This window comes from Bradyrhizobium acaciae (assembly GCF_020889785.1).
Classification (GTDB): Bacteria; Pseudomonadota; Alphaproteobacteria; order Rhizobiales; family Xanthobacteraceae; genus Bradyrhizobium; species Bradyrhizobium acaciae.
In genome coordinates this window covers 1-19784 of record NZ_JACMYK010000133.1, presented here as the reverse complement: position 1 = coordinate 19784, position 19784 = coordinate 1, and the positions used below count along the sequence as shown (strand labels likewise).

Annotated in this window: 21 protein-coding genes; 11 read left to right on the top strand and 10 right to left on the bottom strand. The window is 64.6% G+C overall.

Annotated features, from left to right (window positions below; translation table 11 throughout):
- Positions 1-143: 143 nt before the first annotated feature.
- Positions 144-548 carry a DUF350 domain-containing protein gene (locus tag H8A92_RS32630; RefSeq protein ID WP_021081906.1) on the bottom strand — a complete coding sequence of 135 codons (405 nt, stop codon included), beginning with the start codon at positions 546-548 and terminating at the stop codon, positions 144-146.
- A 175-nt stretch (positions 549-723) separates the two neighbouring features.
- Positions 724-1425 carry a response regulator transcription factor CtrA gene (gene ctrA, locus H8A92_RS32625; protein WP_016848562.1) on the bottom strand — a complete coding sequence of 234 codons (702 nt, stop codon included), beginning with the start codon at positions 1423-1425 and terminating at the stop codon, positions 724-726.
- A gap of 367 nt (positions 1426-1792) precedes the next feature.
- On the opposite strand from ctrA, the gene fliI reads away from it, so the two are divergent.
- The 4 genes from fliI (at position 1793) to H8A92_RS32605 (ending at position 5389) form a co-directional block, all read left to right on the top strand.
- A complete protein-coding gene (gene fliI / locus H8A92_RS32620) occupies positions 1793-3118 on the top strand; it encodes a flagellar protein export ATPase FliI (RefSeq protein WP_229199503.1) in 1326 nt (441 codons plus the stop codon).
- 108 nt (positions 3119-3226) lie between these two features.
- Complete coding sequence (gene fliJ / locus H8A92_RS32615; protein WP_021081901.1) at positions 3227-3646, top strand: flagellar export protein FliJ; 420 nt, start codon at positions 3227-3229, stop codon at positions 3644-3646.
- A gap of 201 nt (positions 3647-3847) precedes the next feature.
- Positions 3848-4393, top strand: coding sequence for a sigma-70 family RNA polymerase sigma factor (locus H8A92_RS32610; protein WP_229188125.1), 546 nt, complete (start codon positions 3848-3850; stop codon positions 4391-4393).
- A 3-nt stretch (positions 4394-4396) separates the two neighbouring features.
- A complete protein-coding gene (locus tag H8A92_RS32605) occupies positions 4397-5389 on the top strand; it encodes an anti-sigma factor (RefSeq protein WP_229199502.1) in 993 nt (330 codons plus the stop codon).
- A 319-nt stretch (positions 5390-5708) separates the two neighbouring features.
- Here H8A92_RS32605 and H8A92_RS32600 read toward each other — a convergent pair whose 3' ends face one another.
- The 4 genes from H8A92_RS32600 to H8A92_RS32585 all read right to left on the bottom strand — a co-directional run bounded on the left by H8A92_RS32600 (position 5709) and on the right by H8A92_RS32585 (position 9335).
- Positions 5709-5909, bottom strand: a complete 201-nt coding sequence (locus H8A92_RS32600) for a hypothetical protein (protein ID WP_163160758.1) — start codon at positions 5907-5909, stop codon at positions 5709-5711.
- A gap of 383 nt (positions 5910-6292) precedes the next feature.
- A complete protein-coding gene (gene flhA, locus H8A92_RS32595) occupies positions 6293-8425 on the bottom strand; it encodes a flagellar biosynthesis protein FlhA (RefSeq protein ID WP_229199504.1) in 2133 nt (710 codons plus the stop codon).
- A gap of 298 nt (positions 8426-8723) precedes the next feature.
- Positions 8724-9020, bottom strand: coding sequence for a hypothetical protein (locus tag H8A92_RS32590; RefSeq protein WP_163160756.1), 297 nt, complete (start codon positions 9018-9020; stop codon positions 8724-8726).
- A 105-nt stretch (positions 9021-9125) separates the two neighbouring features.
- On the bottom strand, positions 9126-9335 hold the full coding sequence (locus tag H8A92_RS32585; protein WP_163160755.1) for a hypothetical protein: 210 nt from the start codon (positions 9333-9335) through the stop codon (positions 9126-9128).
- Between the two features lie 266 nt (positions 9336-9601).
- Here H8A92_RS32585 and H8A92_RS32580 point away from each other — a divergent pair, with 266 nt between their 5' ends.
- Together H8A92_RS32580 and H8A92_RS32575 are read left to right on the top strand one after the other, a co-directional pair.
- Entirely contained in the window at positions 9602-10045 is a 444-nt protein-coding gene (locus H8A92_RS32580; protein ID WP_229199501.1) for a hypothetical protein, read from the top strand.
- Positions 10046-10187: 142 nt separating this feature from the next.
- Positions 10188-11387, top strand: a complete 1200-nt coding sequence (locus H8A92_RS32575; RefSeq protein WP_229199500.1) for an MFS transporter — start codon at positions 10188-10190, stop codon at positions 11385-11387.
- A 7-nt stretch (positions 11388-11394) separates the two neighbouring features.
- On the opposite strand, the gene H8A92_RS32570 is transcribed toward H8A92_RS32575, so the two are convergent.
- The 3 genes from H8A92_RS32570 to H8A92_RS32560 all read right to left on the bottom strand — a co-directional run bounded on the left by H8A92_RS32570 (position 11395) and on the right by H8A92_RS32560 (position 14219).
- Positions 11395-11802: a DUF4864 domain-containing protein gene (locus H8A92_RS32570; protein WP_229199499.1), complete on the bottom strand. Its 408-nt coding sequence runs from the start codon at positions 11800-11802 to the stop codon at positions 11395-11397.
- A gap of 274 nt (positions 11803-12076) precedes the next feature.
- Positions 12077-13531 (bottom strand): lysozyme inhibitor LprI family protein, encoded by a 1455-nt coding sequence (locus H8A92_RS32565; protein WP_229199498.1) that lies wholly within the window; start codon positions 13529-13531, stop codon positions 12077-12079.
- A gap of 139 nt (positions 13532-13670) precedes the next feature.
- Entirely contained in the window at positions 13671-14219 is a 549-nt protein-coding gene (locus tag H8A92_RS32560; protein WP_018273259.1) for a cupin domain-containing protein, read from the bottom strand.
- 149 nt (positions 14220-14368) lie between these two features.
- On the opposite strand from H8A92_RS32560, the gene aptA reads away from it, so the two are divergent.
- The 3 genes from aptA to H8A92_RS32545 all read left to right on the top strand — a co-directional run bounded on the left by aptA (position 14369) and on the right by H8A92_RS32545 (position 18076).
- A complete protein-coding gene (gene aptA, locus H8A92_RS32555) occupies positions 14369-15697 on the top strand; it encodes an omega-aminotransferase AptA (RefSeq protein WP_229187663.1) in 1329 nt (442 codons plus the stop codon).
- Between the two features lie 106 nt (positions 15698-15803).
- On the top strand, positions 15804-17069 hold the full coding sequence (locus tag H8A92_RS32550; protein ID WP_229199497.1) for a D-amino acid dehydrogenase: 1266 nt from the start codon (positions 15804-15806) through the stop codon (positions 17067-17069).
- A 635-nt stretch (positions 17070-17704) separates the two neighbouring features.
- Positions 17705-18076: a hypothetical protein gene (locus H8A92_RS32545; RefSeq protein WP_229199496.1), complete on the top strand. Its 372-nt coding sequence runs from the start codon at positions 17705-17707 to the stop codon at positions 18074-18076.
- Between the two features lie 204 nt (positions 18077-18280).
- Here the strand turns inward: H8A92_RS32545 and H8A92_RS32540 are convergent, their stop codons facing one another.
- Positions 18281-18925 carry a TetR/AcrR family transcriptional regulator gene (locus tag H8A92_RS32540; protein ID WP_229199495.1) on the bottom strand — a complete coding sequence of 215 codons (645 nt, stop codon included), beginning with the start codon at positions 18923-18925 and terminating at the stop codon, positions 18281-18283.
- Positions 18926-19077: 152 nt separating this feature from the next.
- Here H8A92_RS32540 and H8A92_RS32535 point away from each other — a divergent pair, with 152 nt between their 5' ends.
- Both H8A92_RS32535 and H8A92_RS32530 read left to right on the top strand, forming a co-directional pair.
- A complete protein-coding gene (locus H8A92_RS32535) occupies positions 19078-19575 on the top strand; it encodes a (2Fe-2S)-binding protein (protein WP_229199494.1) in 498 nt (165 codons plus the stop codon).
- Positions 19572-19784, top strand: a 213-nt coding sequence (locus H8A92_RS32530) for an FAD binding domain-containing protein (RefSeq protein ID WP_229199493.1), incomplete at its 3' end; no start/stop codon positions are given. The genes H8A92_RS32535 and H8A92_RS32530, both read left to right, overlap by 4 nt.

Here is a 19784-nt window from a genome sequence, read left to right as displayed (position 1 = left end):
CCGCGAGCGTGCCCATCACAAGCAGCGCGACATGGTTGGAGCGCTTGGACGGCGAATCCGGCCGCGGCGGCACCGCCGGGACGACCGGTCGCCGTTTGCCGAATTCCGGGTTCGGTTTGCGCGCCATGGCTTGGCTCAATGGCTCAGTAGATCATGCAGGCTGCGTTCAGCGCGCCCGCCGCCAGCGAAGATAGTCCGAGCCAGATCGCGGCCGCCATCTCGCCGGAGGCGATCCGCGCCGACAGGTTCGGCACCGGGATCTTCACGATGTAATAGACGATGATCTGCACGATCAGCGCGATGATGCTCCAGATCAGGCAGTCGATGACATTGGCGGAGTGGGCGATGGCGCTGACCACCGGCAGCACGAAGCCGAGCAGGCTGAGGCCGAGCGCGATCGCCGCCGCCGGATCATTGTCGCGGATCAGCTGGAATTCGTCGTGCGGCGTGACGCGCGTATAGACGAACAGATAGGCGACCACGGCGATCAGCGCCGTGCAGAAATACACCAGGAACGCCGGCAGGCCGGCGAGGGATTGCAGGATCATGTCGGGGCGGTCCGGGAGTTTGTCGGGATTCGCGCGACGGAGGATGGCACGTTCCGTTGGTCGGCGCATGCCGGGCGGGAGTTCAATCCCAAACAAAAACCCCGCCATTTGCGGCGGGGTTGAAGTCGTCAGCCGGATCGGGAGGAGTGAGCCTTGGCTCTCTCCGTCCCGAAGGTCAGGCGGGAATGCGTTCGTCGGCCTCGTGCGGCTCGCGCAGCACGTAGCCGCGGCCCCACACGGTCTCGATGAAGTTGCGGCCCTCGGAGGCGTTGGCGAGCTTCTTGCGGAGCTTGCAGATGAAGACGTCGATGATCTTCAGCTCCGGCTCGTCCATGCCGCCGTAGAGATGATTGAGGAACATTTCCTTGGTGAGCGTGGTGCCCTTGCGGAGCGAGAGCAGCTCCAGCATCTGGTATTCCTTGCCGGTGAGGTGCACACGCTGGCCGCCGACCTCGACCGTCTTGGTATCGAGATTGACCACGAGATCGCCGGTCTGGATGACCGACTGGGCGTGACCCTTGGAGCGGCGCACGATCGCGTGGATGCGGGCAACCAGCTCGTCCTTGTGGAAGGGCTTGGTCATGTAGTCGTCGGCGCCGACGCCGAGACCCTTGACCTTGTCCTCGATGCCGGCGAGGCCGGAGAGGATCAGAATGGGAGTCTTGATCTTCGAAACCCGGAGCTGCTTCAGCACGTCGTAGCCGGACATGTCGGGCAGGTTGAGGTCGAGCAGGATGATGTCGTAGTCGTAAAGCTTGCCGAGATCGACGCCTTCTTCACCGAGGTCCGTCGTATAGACGTTGAAACTCTCGGATTTGAGCATCAATTCGATCGACTGCGCGACGGCGCTATCATCTTCAATCAGCAAAACGCGCATGCCAGTCCCCTATAGTCGCCGCTCCGGGCGTCAGGTCGGCCGCACTTGCGGCACTCACAAAACGCCTTTGAACAACTGATTCGGATCCTGACGAGATATGGTTAACAAAAACTGATTCCTCGACGCAAGCTCTAACCGTGCAATTTTTGTCGAATCGCCCTAAGATATTGCGTAGAAGAAGCTTTTCCTAACCGTGCTCGTTCAGTTTCCACATTAAGAGCCGGGCCTAACCGACTCTCGCGACTCGCCCTTCTTCTGATGGGCGAGCGACCTCAGTCACCAAAGACAGTGACGCAATGATTAATGATGCGGGTAAACACGAAGTTAAGCGGCCGGAGCAAAATTGCGGAAACTTAAGGTTTTCGCAATGAAGGCGCTCGCGGAGCAGATCGGCGACATCGACGGCGTCAATATTTATGGCCGTGTGGTCGGCGTCCGCGGGCTGATGGTGGAGATCGCGGGCCCCATTCACGCGATGTCGGTCGGCGCCCGCATCGTGATCGACGTCGGCGCAGGCCGCTTTATCCCCGCCGAGGTGATCGGCTTCTCCGGCGAGAACGCGGTGGTGATGCCGTTCGGCGGGCTCGAGGGTGTCAGGCGCGGTTGCCGTGCCGTCATCGCCAACGCAGCGAGCCAAGTGAGGCCGTCACCCGCCTGGCTCGGCCGCGTCGTCAACGCGATGGGCGAACCGATCGACGGCAAGGGCCCGCTGCCGCAGGGCGCATCGCCGATGTCCTACCGCAACTCGCCGCCGCCGGCGCATTCGCGCAAGCGGGTCGGTCCGCCGCTCGATCTCGGCGTGCGCGGCCTTAATACTTTCCTCACCTGCTGCCGCGGCCAGCGGCTCGGCATCTTCGCCGGCTCCGGCGTCGGCAAGTCGGTGCTGCTGTCGATGCTGGCGCGCAACGTCGATGCCGCGATCTCGGTGATCGGGCTGATCGGCGAACGTGGCCGCGAGGTGCAGGAGTTCCTCCAGGAGGATCTCGGCGAGGAGGGGCTGGCGCGCTCGGTCGTGGTGGTCGCGACCTCAGACGAGCCGGCGCTGATGCGGCGGCAGGCGGCGTATCTGACGCTCGCCATCGCCGAGTATTTCCGCGACGAGGACCAGGACGTGCTGTGCCTGATGGACTCGGTGACACGCTTTGCGATGGCGCAGCGCGAGATCGGCCTGTCTGCGGGCGAGCCGCCGACCGCCAAGGGCTACACGCCGACGGTGTTCACCGAATTGCCGAAGCTTTTGGAGCGGGCGGGGCCGGGCACCGGCAATGGCACCATCACCGCGATCTTCACGGTGCTGGTCGACGGCGACGATCATAATGAGCCGATCGCGGACGCGGTGCGCGGCATCCTCGACGGCCATATCGTGATGCAGCGGGCGATCGCCGAGCGCGGCCGCTATCCCGCGGTCAATATCCTCAAGTCGGTCTCGCGCACCATGCCGAAGTCAGCCGACCCCGACTTCCTGCCCTTCATCAACAAGGCGCGGCAGGTGATGGCGACCTATGCCGATATGGAGGAATTGATCCGGCTCGGCGCCTACCGGCCGGGTTCCAGCCCCGAGGTCGACGAGGCGATCCGGCTGCATGAACCGCTGGAAAGCTTTCTGCGCCAGGCCAAGGACGAGGCGACCAGCCTTGGCGACGGTTACCGGCAACTGTCTCAAATCCTGTCGGGTTTGGAAACGGAACGCTAACTTTGTCAGGCCATCATCCCCGGCACACCATAGCTATGCCGGCGGGGCCCAGCGGGGAGCCGGTTCTGTCCCGCGTTCAGATTTGGGACTTCTGGGGAGTATGAGTCGATGAAGTCACGTGAAACGCTGATCCGCCTGAAGAAATTTCAGGTCGATGAAAAGCGCCGTCGGGTTACCCAGATCGAAGGCATGATCGCCGACTTCCAGCGCATGTCCGTCGAACTCGAGCGCGAGATCCAGACCGAGCAGGAGCGCGCCGGGATCAACGATCCCTCGCACTTCGCCTATCCCACCTACGCCAAGGCCGCGATCCAGCGCCGGGAGAACCTGACCCGCTCGGCCGACGAACTGCGCGCCCAGCTCGACGATGCCAAGGCGCTGCTGTCGGAGGCGTTCGAGGAGCTGAAGAAGGTCGAACTGCTCGACGAGCGCGACCAGGCGCGCGAGCGCGCGGAGGAGAGCGCCCGCGAGCAAGCCGACATGGATTCGATCGGCCTGATGCGGGCCCGTCTCGGCGTCATCGCCTGATCTCTCGCTCCCTCCGCTGACCAGATTGAGAGCCCGGGCCGATCGCCCGGGCTTTTTGTCGGGCGCTGTCCACAAGCCGGCCACTTGTCGGGCTCTTGGCGGATCGCGGTGTCCCAAAATATGCTACCACCGGTCCAGACCAGATGATCGGCAGCGCGGTGGCAATGAAGCGATGGGGGATGCAGGCTTGGAGGGCGCAAAATGCTGACGCCGGCTGAGCTGGTCTGGCTGATCGCCGCCGTCGCCAAGGGGGATGAGGCCGCCTTTGAGCGGCTGTACGCCGCGACCCGCGCGAAACTCTTCGGCGTCGTGCTCCGTATCTTGCGGCGACAGGACCTTGCCGAGGAGGTCATTCAGGAGGCTTACGTCAAGATCTGGAACAGCGCCGGGCAGTTCAACCCAGCCCTGTCTTCCCCGATCACGTGGATGGCGTCGATCGCGCGCAACCGCGCCATCGATGTCGTGCGCAAGCGAGGCGAGGCCTCGCTGGAAGAAGAGCCGGCTGCAATGGAAGTCGCCGCCGACTCGCCCGATCCGCTGGCGCGACGGGAAATGACGGAAGAGTTGAAGCGATTGCTGGAGTGCGTCGGTCGTTTGGAGCCGGATCGTCAGAAACTCGTGCTGCTCGCCTATTACAACGGCTGGAGCCGCGAGCAGCTTGCCGCAAAGTTCGAGACGCCGGTGAATACGGTGAAGACCTGGCTGCGCCGCAGCCTGTTGGATATCCGGGAGTGTCTTGGACTCTGATTGATGGCCTATAGCGAAGACCATATCGCGCTCGCCGCGGAATATGCGCTCGGTACCCTCGATGCCGATGAGCGCACGCAGGTCGAGACCATGATGACCGTCGACAGCGAGTTCGCTGCGCTCGTGCAGGCCTGGGAGTTCAGGCTCGGGACGCTGAACCAGATGGTCGGCCTGGTCGAGCCGCGTCCGGTGGTCTGGGAGAACATCAAGGCTGCGATCGGCCATGCCGGCGCGCCGCAAGCGCCGCTGGTGCTGCCCGAGACGCCGGCCGCGACGATGACACCGCCGCCGACGACCGACGATCCCGAGTTCGGCTCGGCGTTCGATCCGGAGCCTTCTCAGCCGTCGGAGATCCGGCAGTCACCCGATATCGGCCAACCGGCCGAGATCCGGCGGCCGCCCATCCAGGCACGTTTCGGCGTCGACGACAGCAGCAACATGATCGCGCTTGCGAGCCGCGTGAAGCGCTGGCGCGGCATCGCGTCGGCTGCGACCGCGATCGCGGCTGCACTGCTCGTGACGCTTGGTCTGCAGGTCTACAAGCCCGACGCGTTGCCGGATGCGATCCGGCCGAAGCCGCGCATCCAGACCGTGGAGGTGAAGACGCCGGCGCCGGCATTCACGCCGTCGGCGCAATATGTCGCGCTGCTGCAAGGGCAGAATGGCGGACCGGCCTTCATCATGACTATCGACGGCGCGACCAAGAATTTCACTGTCCGCAAGGTCGGCGCTGCGTCCGAGCCGGGCAAGAGTTTCGAGCTCTGGCTGATTTCCGACAAACTGCCGCAGCCGCGCTCGCTTGGCGTGATCGGCGCAGACGATTTTACCGCGCGTCCGGTGCTGTCGGGCTACGATCCCGATGTGATCAATGGCGCCACTTACGCGGTAACCGTCGAGCAGGCCGGCGGTTCGCCGAACGGTCAGCCGACCTCGGCGCCGATCTTCACCGGCAAGCTGATCGAGACCGTGCCGCCTGGATCGAACACGCCGCGATAATCGCAAACGCACTCTCTCCGTCATGGCCGGGCTTGTCCCGGCCATCTACGTCTTGCTTGCGATCGTAAACGAAGACGTGGATGCCCGGGACAAGCCCGGCCATGACGAGTTGAAATGTTTGTGCCGATACAGCGATCAGAACGCGCTTCAGCTATCAACACACTCTCGAATGATGATGCGTACCATTAAAAAAAGAAAACGCCCGTGGGGAGCGGGCGTTTTCGATAGTCAACTTGGGGGTAGTTGGGGGTCTTAAATATCCACGTAGCGACTTTGGGGGGCTGTAAAGAACACCACGTGAATTCGTGAAACTCTCCTGTTAGCGGACCAGCGACGTGCCCGAGCTCGTGATCGCGACCGGCTTGCCGGCCTTCATCACACGCGCCGTCTGGGTGTAACCCTCGTCCGACGAATTGTGTGCCGCGATGCCGAAGCCCGCGACCAGGATACCGGCGAACAACGCCACAACCACAATCTTCAGGTGCGTCATACGATCGGCGCTGTAGATCGAGTGGTTCATGGAAGTCTCCTGCCGCCTTCCTGCTCTCAGTAATCTGTCGGGTCGGTTTGTCGTCCGGTTCAACGTCTCGTGCCTCGCTAACGTAGGATTTGCCGATTCCGTTCCGTAGAGGTCATCACAAGAGCGTGATGAGACGTGATCCGCCGCGATCTAAGATCGTCTTCGGCTCCTGAAATCCACAGTAACTTATTGTAATATCAGCGCCTTGCTTGGAGGCCGGATCATGTTACCCCAGATAGGGCCGTTCCGGGCTGTTCCACATAAATCAGTTGCCTGTGGCGAGAAAGCACAGGCGAAAACGCAAATGATTTGCGGCCGCTACCGCGTTTTCGAGCGCAGCGGACGCCGCTTCGCAGGAAGAAAGCGCGTCCAAATCACAAGCCCTACACGCTGCCGACGGTCTTCAACCGGGCCCGCGGATGGATCTCGGCCTGCGACAAAACGGTGGTCTGCGAGCGGAACCGTTCCACCAGTGAGCGAACGAACGGCCGGATCGCGGCAGAGGTCACCAACACCGGGGCCTCGCCCTCGCGCGCCGCCTGCTCGAAGGCGTTGCGCACTGCGGTCATGAATTCCGAGAGCTTCGAGGGCTGCATCGCCAGGCTGCGGTCGTCGCCCTGGCCTACGATCGACTCCGCGAACGCCTGCTCCCAACGCGCCGACAGCGCGATCAGCGGCAGATAGCCGTTGGGCGAGGTGTTCTGGGCGCAGATCTGCCGCGCCAGCCGGGCCCGGACGTGTTCGACCATGGCGGCCGGATTGCGCGAGAACGCCAGCGCATCGGCGATGCCCTCGAGAATGGTCGAGAGATCGCGGATCGAGATCCGCTCGGCGAGCAGCAATTGCAACACGCGCTGGATGCCCGACATCGTGACCTGGCTCGGCACGATGTCTTTGATCAGCTCGCCTTGCTCCTTCGGCAGGTCCTTCAGCAGCTTCTGCACCTCGCCATAGGACAGCAGGTCAGCCATATTGGTCTTGAGCAACTCGGTCAGATGGGTCGACAGCACGGTTGCAGCATCGACCACGGTGTAGCCCTTCAGCGCGGCCTCTTCCTTCAGGCCGGCATCGACCCACGTCGCGGGCAGGCCGAAGGTCGGCTCGATGGTGTGGATGCCGGGCAGCTGCACCTGGTTGCCGGCGGGGTCCATGACCATGAACTGGCTCGGCCAGATCTTGCCGGTGCCGGCGTCGACTTCCTTGATCTTGATGACGTAGCTGTTGGCCTCGAGCTGGACGTTGTCGAGGATGCGCACCGCCGGCATCACGAAGCCCATCTCGATCGCGAGCGAGCGGCGCAGCGCCTTGATCTGCTCGGTGAGGCGGTCGGTGCCGTCGGGTCCGTTGACCAGCGGCAGCAACGCGTAGCCGAGCTCGATCTTGAGGTCGTCAATCTTCAGCGCGGCGGCGATCGGCTCTTCCGCGGCGGCAGCGGCGGCCGCCGCGGCTGCAGCAGGAGCAGAGGCTGCTGCTGTTTCGGCTGCCTTCACCGCCCGCTTCTGCTTCCGCGCATTCCAGGCCAGCATCCCGGCGCCGGAGCCGAGCGCGAGGAACGGCAGCGTCGGAATGCCCGGCAACAGCGCCAGCACCAGCATGACGCCGGCCGACATGCCGAGCGCCTGCGGATAGCCGGAGAGCTGGCGCATCAGCGCCTTGTCGGCGGCGCCGGTGATGCCGGCCTTGGAGACGAGCAGGCCGGCGGCGGTCGAGACGATCAGCGCGGGCACCTGGGTGACGAGGCCGTCGCCGACCGTCAGAATAGTATAGGAGCGGGCGGCTTCGCTGAACGAGAGGCCCTGCTGGGCGACGCCGATGATGATGCCGCCGACGATGTTGATGCCGACGATCAGAAGGCCGGCGATGGCGTCGCCGCGGACGAATTTCGAGGCACCGTCCATGGCGCCGAAGAACCCGCTTTCGTCCTCCAGCGCCTTGCGGCGCTCCTTGGCAGCCTTCTCGTCGATCAGGCCGGCCGACAAATCGGCGTCGATCGCCATCTGCTTGCCGGGCATCGAGTCCAGTTGGAAGCGCGCCGCGACTTCGGCGATACGGCCCGAACCCTTGGTGATGACCACGAAGTTCACGATCACCAGGATCGCGAACACGATGATGCCGATCACGAAGTTGCCGCCCATCACGAAGTTGCCGAAGGCCTCGATGACGTGGCCGGCGGCCGCCGTGCCCTCGTGACCATGGCTCAGGATCAGCCGGGTCGAGGCCATGTTCAGCGACAGCCGCAGCATGGTCGAGATCAAGAGGATGGTCGGAAACGACGAGAATTCCAGCGGCGCCTGGATGAACAGCGAGGTCATCAGGATCAGGATCGAGACCGTGATCGAGACCGCCAGGAAAAGGTCGAGCACGATCGAGGGCAGCGGCAGAATCAGCACCACCAGGATGGTGAGAACGCCGAGTGCCAGCGCGAGATCGCCGCGCTTCAGGATGTCGCCGATCTCGCCGAGGCTCGGCAATCCGCTCTTGCCTGCCGTGCCCTGACCCGCCGTGACGTCGACCATGGTAGCCGCTCTCCCTCGCGACTGGCGGCCGCGGCCGCCAAGCGTCTGCGCGACGGCCGCAGGGCCGCCGTTCCGAAAGTGAGGCACCGCGCTGGCGTTCACGGGGATCTCCGCCCGTTAGACGCGTTCGACGACACTCGACTTCACTCGGCAATTCTTGCCGGGTGTATGGTTAGCAAAGGGTTAATAAGTGCCGTCCAAGGGCCGCGCGGGACGTCGCAGGTGTCCGGGCATGGGGATCCGGACCGGAAGGGGCGGGGCGGACCGTCCGGCTGTTGCGGGGGCGAGCCAGTGGCCTCTATCTCAGCACACCGAGCACGGCGCCCGATGCGGCGATGAGGCCGAGCGTGACGACGCTGGCGCGCCACAGCAGTTGCCGCCGGGCGGCGCGTCGGTCGTGGAACGCCAGCCAGTCGTGCACAAAGCCCGCAGGGATATCGAACACCACTGTCGACTTGTTGCGGCGGTGGGTCTCATGCTCGCAATACATCGTCCGAACGACCGGCACGCCGAGCCGCTCGAGCTCGCAATGCCATTCCCAGGCATTCTTGCCGTTGGTCCAGCGATTTTCAAAAGGCACCACGTGTGATTCCATGACGAGCCTCCTGGCCCACCTTTGAACCTCACACGGCAATCCTAGCTCAATCCATGGACCGGCGCGAGATCGGCGTTGGCCGTCTCGGGCCGGTCATGGCCGCCGCTAGTTGGCGGACTGCATCCACTTGCGCCAATGCGTCGGCTGGATGTCGAGAGGCTTGCTGCTGGCATGGCCGACCCATTCGCCGCCGTCCCGGTGGCACGGGAACATCAGCGCATGAACCATGCCGTCATAGTCGAGGACGCAGACCTCGAGCTCCCGGTCCGACGGCGCTGACGCAACGGGTAACCACTCTGCTGACGACGAATGCATGACGATCCTCCGACAGTGTGCGCTTCGATTCGACTACCCTGCGAGCTGCGCGCCATCCGGCGGAATGATAGCTCCGGACGGCGAGCCGCCAGTGTGAACCGGCTCGCATTGTAGCAGTATTTCTCGTCAGCATGGATCGCGGTTCGATGGCCGATATTCCCGGATCGGTTGGGCTGCGATCCCTGCGGCGCACAATGCGGATTGAACTTTCGCAGCCCGGTTTCCGACGAAATGCCAGTAACGCCGCTCAGCAGCCAGAGGCATCGATGTCGAACCGGATAGGTCGAACCGCGACAGCAGGATTTGCCGCCGCAATTGCGCTGTTCCTGGTGCGGGCATCAGCCGCAACGCTGCCGGATGACCGGACCTGGCTGGTCCGTATGATCTCCTGCAAGGGTAATGGCGTCCTGATGGAGGTCTACCTGCCGCAATCCGTCGTCTTCGCGCCGCATGGCGGCATGGCTGCTGGCAAGACAGCGGACGGCTTCTACACGCTCGATCTGACCGAGCTCAACAAGGGCAAGGATCTCGAGCCGGTGCATGTGACGATGAGCGCCGACAAGAAGTCCGTCACCGTCGACCAGTACACGCGCGGCTTGCCGCCGACCCGCATACCGGTCGGTGGCGGCATCGTGGATTTCGATCAGCGGTTCGGCATTGGCGCGAAGTGCGGCGCGTTTCAGGCGCAGGATCCGAACTACGGCAATTAGGCGCTTCACGCATCGGTGAGTTCGGTGCGTCCCCTTGCTGCTGCATGCCTAATCTCTCGGCAACGCGCTTGACCTTGAGGCAAATGCCGACGAAGTTCCGCGTGCCGTGGTAATTTCTTCTGAATATTCCCCCGAAGCCGCATTGTTCATTCCCGACTCGCGCCGGGCATGGCTGCGTCTTGTCGTGGCCGTGGTGATCGGTTCGCTCGGCAGCGTCGGCATGTGGTCCGTCGTGGTGGCGCTGCCGGTGGTGCAGACCGATTTCGGCGCAACCCGCGGAACGGCCTCGCTCGCCTTCACGATGGTGATGCTCGGCTTCGGCATCGGCCAGGTCGTGACCGGCAAGATCAGCGACCGCTTCGGCATCGTCGCCGCGATCGGCGCCGGGATCGGCATTCTCGGCCTCGGCTATGTCGGCGCCGGTTATGCGCCCTCGGTGTGGGCCTTCATCCTGCTGCATTTCGCGATCGGCCTGTCGTCGGCTGCGACCTTCGGCCCGCTGATGGCGGAAGCGTCGCACTGGTTCGAGCGCTACCGCGGCCTTGCGGTCGCGATCGCTGCGAGCGGCAATTATGTCGGCGGCACGGTGTGGCCGCCGCTGGTCAATTTCGGCATCCAGAGCGTCGGCTGGCGCACCACCCACATCGCGATCGGCATCTTCACCGCGCTCGGGATGACGCTTGCGCTCATGCTGCTGCGCTTGTTGATGGGGGCCGCGGTCAGGCGCAACCACGTCAACGCGGCACCGCCGCGGGTCGACCTCAGGCTTTCAACCAACGCGCTGACCGCGATCCTGTCGCTCGCGTCGATCTCGTGCTGCGTGGCGATGGCGATGCCGCAGGTCCACATCGTCGCCTATTGCGGCGATCTCGGCTACGGCGTGGCGCGCGGCGCCGAGATGCTGTCGCTGATGCTCGGCTTCGGCATCATCAGCCGGATCGGCTCCGGTTTCCTCGCCGACAGAATCGGCGGCATCCGCACGCTGCTGATCGGCGCGATCGCGCAGGGCTCGGCGCTGCTGTTCTATCTGTTCTTCGACAGCCTGACCTCGCTCTACGTCATCTCGGCGATGTTCGGCCTGTTCCAGGGCGGCATCGTGCCGAGCTACGCCATCATCGTGCGCGAGGCGATGCCGGCGTCGGAGGCCGCGACCCGGATCGGCATCGTGATCTTCGCTTCGGTGTTCGGCATGTCGTTCGGCGGCTGGATCTCGGGCGTGATCTTCGACGCTACCGGTTCCTATGCCGCGGCCTTCGCCAATGGCCTCGCCTGGAACCTGCTCAATGTCAGCATCATCCTGCTGCTCCTGATGCGGTCGCGGCAGCGGCTCGCAATGGCGTAACGATCGTTCACACCGACTGGCCGGCCTTGAGCAGCGAGCAGCCGGTGATCTTCAGGCTGCCGTCCGGCTGTCGCTCCAGCGTATAGAGCGCCTCCCACGCCTCGCCATTGGCATCGACGATGTGCACGCGCTGCGCGATCCGGTCGCCCTCGCTCTGCACCTCGCCGAACTCGAAGCTTCGGTGCCGATAGACCGGCGCATATTGGCTCTGCACCATCGACATGAAGATGTCTGCCTGCGGAAAGATCTGCCGGATCGCGGGCGCGGCGTAGGAATAGGCGCCGGCGGCGTCGTCGCGGCCGAACGCCTGCTCCTGGGCGCGGATCACGCCTTGCGCTGTGGCGACGTCATCGTCGGCGGTGGCAGGCGAGGCGAGGGCGAACAGGATGGCGGCAATGAGGGCGATCGCGCGCATGCGGATGCTCCGTGGTGACTGCCCGAGCTTACGGGAAAGCCGATCGCATGGTTTCACCAACAATCGATCTCCTCGGCAAATTGATCTGCCGCAAGGTTCCTTCCGGCCGGCGCACTAGCCTTGATTCGTCAACCTTGGAGGACTGCCATGACCCTCGATACCATTCTCGTCGTCATTGCCGTAACCATGATGTTCGGGACGGTCGCCTTCGTGATCGCCTATGGCGACAGGCAGACGCGCAATTTGTGACCGCAACAGACCGCCATCCGACTCTTCAGCGGATCGAGCCCTTGAACTTGTCGATGTCGGGCGAGGGGCGGGCGGGAAACAGCCGTGCGGTCGAGGAGTTGTCGAGCCGGCGCTTGCATTTCGCCTCGTCGGCGCTGTCCTCGGTGCCGTCCTTGCCGGTGCGCTTCTTGGCAAAGGCATCGTCCTGCCGGTTGACGATCAGCATGGCGTGGTCGCGCTCCAGCGTATCCGGGTTCTTGCGCCGCTCGTCGGAGCGGAATGTGCCGCCCGTGACCTTGCCGGTCATCTCGTAGTCGCAGGCCGCCTTCCAGTCGCCCTGGTCCCACTTCCATCCGATCGCCTTCACGGCGCCGTCCTTGTCGGCGGTGACCTTGATGATGGCGTTATAGGCGAGCCAGACGCCGGCAAGGCCGCTGCGCTTGTCGTCAAAGCCTTCGAGCAGTGCCAGCCGTTCGCGCTGCAAGCCGTTGACGTGATCGCGCGCATCGACGGTGAAGTGCACCTGCGATGACTGCTTGTTCCAGGCCGGATGCAGGAATTCCGGATACTCCTCGGTCTGGCTCTTCACCCAGTTGCGCTGGTCGTCGATCAGCGCGCGCCGCGTCGCGTCGTCGAGCCGCGGCTGCAGCGCCTTCCAGGCGCGGTTCAGCCGCTGGTCGTTGTCGGCGAGATCGGGATCGGCGCAGATTTCCTCATCGGTCGCCGTCTCGGGCCTGGTGCAGTCGAAGGTCGGCGCGATGAAGGCGGTGTCCGCCTTGTCGGATGTTGCGTCCTTTCCAGCGGCGAAATAGTTGCCGGTGGTTTGCCACATCGACGAGCAGTCGTTGAACCCGTCCCAATCCTCATCGTCGACGGTCCCGACGATACGCAAGGTCTCGCCCTGGCGGCGGAGTTTCAATGACGGCGGCTTGGCGGGAGCGGCCGTTGTGTCCGTCTTCGCCTTGTCGGCCGGTGCGTCCGCTTCGACCACCACGGGGCTGGAGAGCCAGCCGGCGCCCGAAGGCTTCAGATCGGCGGTGAGCTTGCAGCTTCGCCTGCGGTCGCCGCCATAGTCGCCGCGCAGGTCGGCGGCGAGGTGAAAGGCGCCGCCTTCGGCCGGCGTCAGCGTGACACTGCCGAACGCATTGACCCACGTGCCGGATAGGCCGGGCCGGCCGGACGTGATGCCGTCGAGCGCGGTTGCGCGGCGCCGCAGGGCTTCGATAAAATTCGCTTTCAACTCGTCCTCGCCGGTATCGGCCAGCACTTCGGCGGCATCGGTAATCATCTCGTTGAACCAGGTCTGGTCGCGCTTCAGCAGCGGCTTGACGTTTGGCGGCATCTTGCCGAGCGCCGCATCGAAGGCCTTGTCGATCTGCGCGACGAGCTTGTCGATGCCGGCCTTCTTGCAATCGGCGGGCTTGATCCGGTCATCGCTGCCGTTGCCGCAGAGTGTGATCGCGGTCGGCGCGCTGCTCGACGCGCGCAAGAAATCGTCCATCGCAAACGATGGGGCGGAGGCAAGAACCGAGATGGCCACGACAGCGGCCGCAAGCCGAGGGGAGCGAGGCATGGACATCACCTGCGAGGCCGCGACAAATGGCCCCTGCGGCTTGGGTCGCCCGCCGCGCGCGCCGGGTTCAAAACGTCGGCGGTGTGCAGGCCGAAATCACCTCGCACGGCTTGGCGCCGATGCAGCGGAAGCGGTGCGGGCGGCGGCTTTCGAAGTAATAGGCGTCGCCGGCATTGAGCACCCGCCGCTCGTCGTCGACCGTGACCTCGAGCCGGCCCGACACCACGATGCCGCCTTCCTCGCCCTCGTGCACCAGCGGCACCCGGCCGGTGTCGCTGCCGGGTTCGTAGCGCTCTTTCAGGATCTGCAACGCCCGTCCGAACAGGCTGTCGCCGATCTGGAGGTAGGAGATCGGCTTCTTGCCGATCTCGGTCAGCTCGTCGGCGCGGTAGAATGCCTTGCGCGGCCGCTCCGGCTCGATCGCGAAGAATTCGGCAAGCCCCATCGGAATCCCGTCGAGGATACGCTTCAGCGCACCGACCGACGGGTTCATCTGGTTGGATTCGATCAGCGAAATCGTCGAATTGGTCACCCCGGAGCGCTTGGCGAGCTCGCGCTGCGACAGCTTGTGCCGCGCGCGGATGAATCGGAGCCGACCGCCGATGTCGACGCTCATGACGAGATCCCTGTTGCAGGTGTTGCGGATCGAACAAATCTTCGCAGACCGCTTCAACAAGATCAATGGCTTGCGGTGCGACAGAAAAGGACTTGTTGAGTGCCGGGAAGAGTGGTCCGACTAGGCTCAGTCAGCAATGGAGCGCCGCCGTGACCGTTCATCAGATTCCGAACACCATCAAGACCGATTCGTTCTGGATGCCTTTCACGGCCAATCGGCAGTTCAAGAAAGCGCCGCGGCTGTTCTCCTCCGCCAAGGGCATGTACTACACCTCGGTCGACGGCCGGCAGGTGATCGACGGCTCCGCTGGCCTGTGGTGCGTCAACGCCGGCCACGGCCGGCCGCAGATCGCCGCCGCGGTCGAGCGCCAGCTCTCCACCCTGGACTTCGCGCCGTCCTTCAACATGGGCCACCCGCTGGCGTTCGATTTCGCCGAGCGGCTCGCCGAGATCGCCCCGAAGGGGCTCGATCGGATCTTCTTCACCAATTCGGGCTCTGAGTCGGTCGACACTGCGCTGAAGATCGCGCTGGCCTATCACCGCGCCGCCGGCCAGCCGACCCGCACCCGCCTGATCGGCCGCGAGCGCGGCTATCACGGCGTCGGCTTCGGCGGCATGTCGGTCGGCGGCATGGTCGCCAACCGCCGCCAGTTCGCGACCCATCTGCCGGGTGTCGACCATATCCGCCATACCCATGATCTCGCCCGCAACGCCTTCGCCAAGGACCAGCCGGACCATGGCGCCGAGCTCGCCGACGATGTCGAGCGGATGGTCGCGCTGCACGGCGCCGACACCATCGCGGCCGTGATCGTCGAGCCGGTGCCGGGCTCGACCGCGGTGCTGCCGGCGCCGAAGGGTTATCTGCAGCGGCTGCGCGAGCTCTGCACCAAGCACGGCATCCTCTTGATCTTCGACGAGGTCATCACCGGCTTCGGCCGCCTCGGCACTCCATTCGCCGCCAATTTTTACGGTGTGACGCCGGACATGATGACGACCGCCAAGGGCATCACCAACGGCACCGTGCCGTGCGGCGCGGTGTTCGCCAGCCGCCAGGTCCATGACGGGCTGATGGTGGGCCCCGATAACGCCATGGAGCTGTTCCACGGCTACACCTACTCGGCGCATCCGGTGGCGTGCGCGGCGGGTCTCGCCACGCTCGACATCTACAAGGACGAGGGTCTCCTGACTCGTGGTGCCTCGCTCTCCGACTACTGGCGCGATGGCCTGCATTCGCTGAAGGGCCTGCCGAATGTCGTCGACATCCGCAACCAGGGCCTGATGGGTGCGGTCGAGCTCGCGCCGCGTGACGGCGCTGTCGGCGCGCGCGGCTACGACGTCATGGTCGATTGCTTCAATCGCGGCCTCTACTTCCGCATGAGCGGCGACTCGCTGGCGCTGTCGCCGCCCCTGATCGTGGAGAAGTCGCATATCGACGACATCGTCTCGATCCTCGGCGACGCGATCAAGCGTGTGGCCTGATAATTGCTGGCTGGATTTTAGCTAGCTCTACAAATTGCTGTCGCCGTTGCGAAGCAGAGTGGTTTCGCAGCGGCGATTGCGTTTTTGCTGCAGGATGTGAGGAAAAGTGAAGGTCCTTGTTCTCGGCAGTGGCGTGATCGGCGTCACTTCGGCCTATTACCTCGCGCGTGCCGGCCACGAGGTGACGGTGATCGACCGTCAACCGAAGCCCGCGCTCGAAACCTCCTTCGCCAATGCCGGCGAAGTGTCGCCGGGCTATTCGTCGCCCTGGGCCGGCCCCGGCGTGCCGGTCAAGGCGGTGAAGTGGTTGTTGATGAAGCATGGCCCGCTGGTGATCCGTCCCAAGCTCGATCCCGTGATGTGGCTCTGGCTGCTGAAGATGCTGCGCAACTGCACCACGCAGCGTTACGCGGTGAACAAGAGCCGGATGATCCCGATCGCGGAATACAGCCGCGACTCCCTGCAGGCGCTGCGCAGCGAGATCGGCATCCGCTATGACGAGCGCGCGCAGGGCACGCTGCAGCTGTTTCGTTATCAATCGCAGCTCGATGGCACCGGCGACGACATCGCGGTGCTGAAGCAATACGGCGTGCCGTTCGAGGTGCTCGACCGCGAGGGCTGCATCAAAGCCGAACCGGCGCTCGCCGGCGTGAAGCAGAAATTCGCCGGTGGACTGCGCCTGCCGCATGACGAGACCGGCGACTGCCACATGTTCACGCAGGCCTTGGCGCTGGAAGCCGAGAGGATCGGCGTGCGCTTCAACTTCAATGTCGGCATCGACGGGCTGAACGCCGATGCGTCCCGCATCACCGGCGTTGCGACCAGCGCCGGCGTGATGACCGCCGACGCCTATGTGCTGGCGCTCGGCAGCTACTCGCCGCATCTGGTGCGACCGCTCGGCATCTCGCTGCCGGTCTATCCGGTGAAGGGCTATTCCATCACGGTGCCGATCAAGGACGCGTCCGGCGCGCCGGAATCGACCGTGATGGACGAGAGCTACAAGGTCGCGATCACGCGGCTCGGCGATCGCATCCGCGTCGGCGGCACCGCGGAGATCTCAGGCTACTCCACAAAGCTCTACGACGCGCGGCGCGCGACGCTGGATCATTCGCTGACCGATCTGTTCCCGCGCGGCGGCGACCTTCCCAGGGCCACGTTCTGGTGCGGCCTGCGCCCGATGACGCCGGACGGCCCGCCGGTGATCGGCGCGACGCGCTTTGCCAATCTGCATCTCAACACCGGCCACGGCACGCTCGGCTGGACCATGGCCTGCGGCTCGGGCCGCGTGCTGGCCGACATGCTCTCCGGGAAGAAGCCCGAGATCGACACCAAGGAGCTGTCGATCAAGCGCTACGATCACCGCTTCGGTTAACGAGCGAAATCATGACCGGCTCGCGTGAAAGACGCGACCGGCTGCAACGGCACGAATGCAAATGCCTGGCACGCGGCGGCTGGTTCGCCGGGCGAGAGGCGAGGGTCATGGCCTTTCACCGGCGATGTCCTCCCTGCTGCAAGCTGCGTGCGCACCGGGCCAAAAGCGCGATGAGATGAGGTCGAATCGTCATCGCGCTTTAGCTCTTTGTTTGAGCATGATCTCCGCGCAGACGCGTTCCGCGTTTGTCGCGAGGGAAAACCGCTTCGCACTTTCCGGATCATGCTTTAGGCGATGTCGAACTCGTCCTGCATCGCCGTCACGGTGTCGCGAAGCTCTCTCTCCTTTGCCTCATCCAGCGCGGTCTCGCGCGTGCCGCCGAGATCCCAACTTGGGCTGTAGCCCTTCAGGCGGATCAGCTTCAGTCCTTGACGCCGGATCGTCTTTCCAGTTCGGCCGTGATCTCGTGCTGCATCTGAAGTGTTTCATTGGGACCTCTCCGGGGAACGTTGTTTCCGCTGAATAAGACAGCCGGCATCTTGTTCCTCGCGCTGTGCTGAACGTGCGTCCTTCCGCCTAGGAACGACCACCTCGCGGACCACGTTGCTCCGGTTCGAACCAGGAAAGGACGTCACATGAAGAAGCTGGCTACGATCAGTTTGGCCGCGGCGATGGTGCTCTCCACGCCGCTCGCCTTCGCGCAAGGAGCGGGCGGTGGAGCAGGCGGAGCCGGCGGCGGATCGGCAGGCGGCGCGAGCGCCGGCGCAGGGACGGGAAGTTCGGGCACAGGAACCGGCACCGGCTCGTCGGGCACCGGCGGCACCACCGGCATGGGAACGGGCTCGGGCATGAGCAATCCACCCGGCAGCACCACCGGCAACGACATGAACAACCCGGGCAGTTCGACGCCGAATTATTCGACCGACCCGAATGGCAATTCCGCGACCGGGACCGGAACGTCGAACCTTCCAGGCAACAACAGCGGAACGCGAACCAATCCGCGATAGTCACAAAAGCCCCGCATCGCGCGGGGCTTTCGTTATCCAGGATCGATCAACGAAAAGCCCGGCACGCTGGCCGGGCTGGATCGCAAATATCCAATAGAGCAAATATGAGCTTGGACTTGGCAATGCGGCGATCTAGCCGAAAGCCGGCCAGCTCGTCTGTGCACTTTGGCACATTTGCCGGGCGCCTCTTTCGGCTGGTCCGAGCTATGCTTGGCGCCGCGCCTTTCGCCCCGCTTTCTTTGCCGGCAGTGCCGCTGCCGCTTTGCCTGCCGGCTGCACCCTCAAGCCGTCGACGAACACATCGAGGAGCCTGAGCGCTGTTGTCTGCCAGCCCGGCTGGTCGTGCATGTAGCACATGCCGATCAGCGCGCGCAGCACGTCCTCGGCGCTGATGTCGCTGCGGATGGCGCCGGCCGCCACCGCACGCGCGAGCAGGGTGCCGATCGCCTTGGTCAGGCGATCGAACGAATAGGTGTGCAGCTCGGTCGAGCCATGCGCGACCAGCGCGAGCGCTGCGACCATGCCCTTCTTGGTGGCGACGAATTCCACATTGGCGCGCAGCCAGCGACGCAGCGCCGCGACCGGCTCCGGCGCGCATTGCAATTGCTCGGCAAGATCGCCGAGCTGCTCGACCTCGCGGCGGTAGACCGCCTCATACAGCGCTTCGCGGGTCGGGAAGTGCCGATACAGCGTGCCGATGCCGACGCCGGCATGGCGCGCCACCGCCTCGAGGCTCGCCTCGCTGCCGCCGGCCGAGAACACGGCCTTGGCTGCTTCCAGCACGCGCTCGCGATTGCGCACGGCATCGGCGCGCGGCTTGCGGACAATTTCTGGTGATGAACCGGCCATTCCTTTTTCTTTTCACCCTCCCTTGTAAACGGAGGATGCCTCCGTATATGGCGACCAGCACCGGGCCTGACAAGGCGCGCCGATCATGCATCGGCGGCCACGGGTTTCTGTTGCCTCGATTCAACCCGACCATACACGGATCGGAGCCCTGCATGAATCTTCCACTCAGCCTCACCATCAACGGCGTCCGCCGGGAAATCACCCTCGACGACCCCCGTGTCACCCTGCTCGACCTGCTGCGCGAGCGGCTCGACCTCACCGGAACCAAGAAGGGGTGCGACCGCGGCCAGTGCGGCGCGTGCACCATCCTGGTCGACGGCCGCCGCATCAATTCCTGCCTCGCGCTCGCCGCCAGCCATGACGGCGCCGAGATCGTCACCATCGAAGGCATCGGGCGCGGCGGCGAGCTGCATCCGGTGCAGGCCGCCTTCATCGCCCATGACGGCTTCCAGTGCGGCTTCTGCACCCCGGGCCAGATCATGAGCGGCATCGGTCTGATTGGGGAGGGCCAGGCCGGCGACGATCCGGAGCGGGTGCGCGAATGCATGAGCGGCAATCTCTGCCGCTGCGGCGCCTATCAGGGGATCACCGAAGCCGTGCTCGAGGCACAGGCCGACATGACTGCCAGCAAGCTGAGGCGTTCCGCATGATGAACTTCGATTATGTCAGGCCGGCCAATGTCGCGGATGCGATCGCGGCGGCCAGCGAGAAGGGCGCGACCTATCTCGCCTCCGGCACCAATCTGCTCGATCTGATGAAGGGCGGCGTCAGCCGGCCGAGCCGTCTCGTCGACGTCACGCGGCTGCCCGGGCTCGATCGCATCGAGCGCCTCTCCGACGGTAGCTTGCGGATCGGCGCG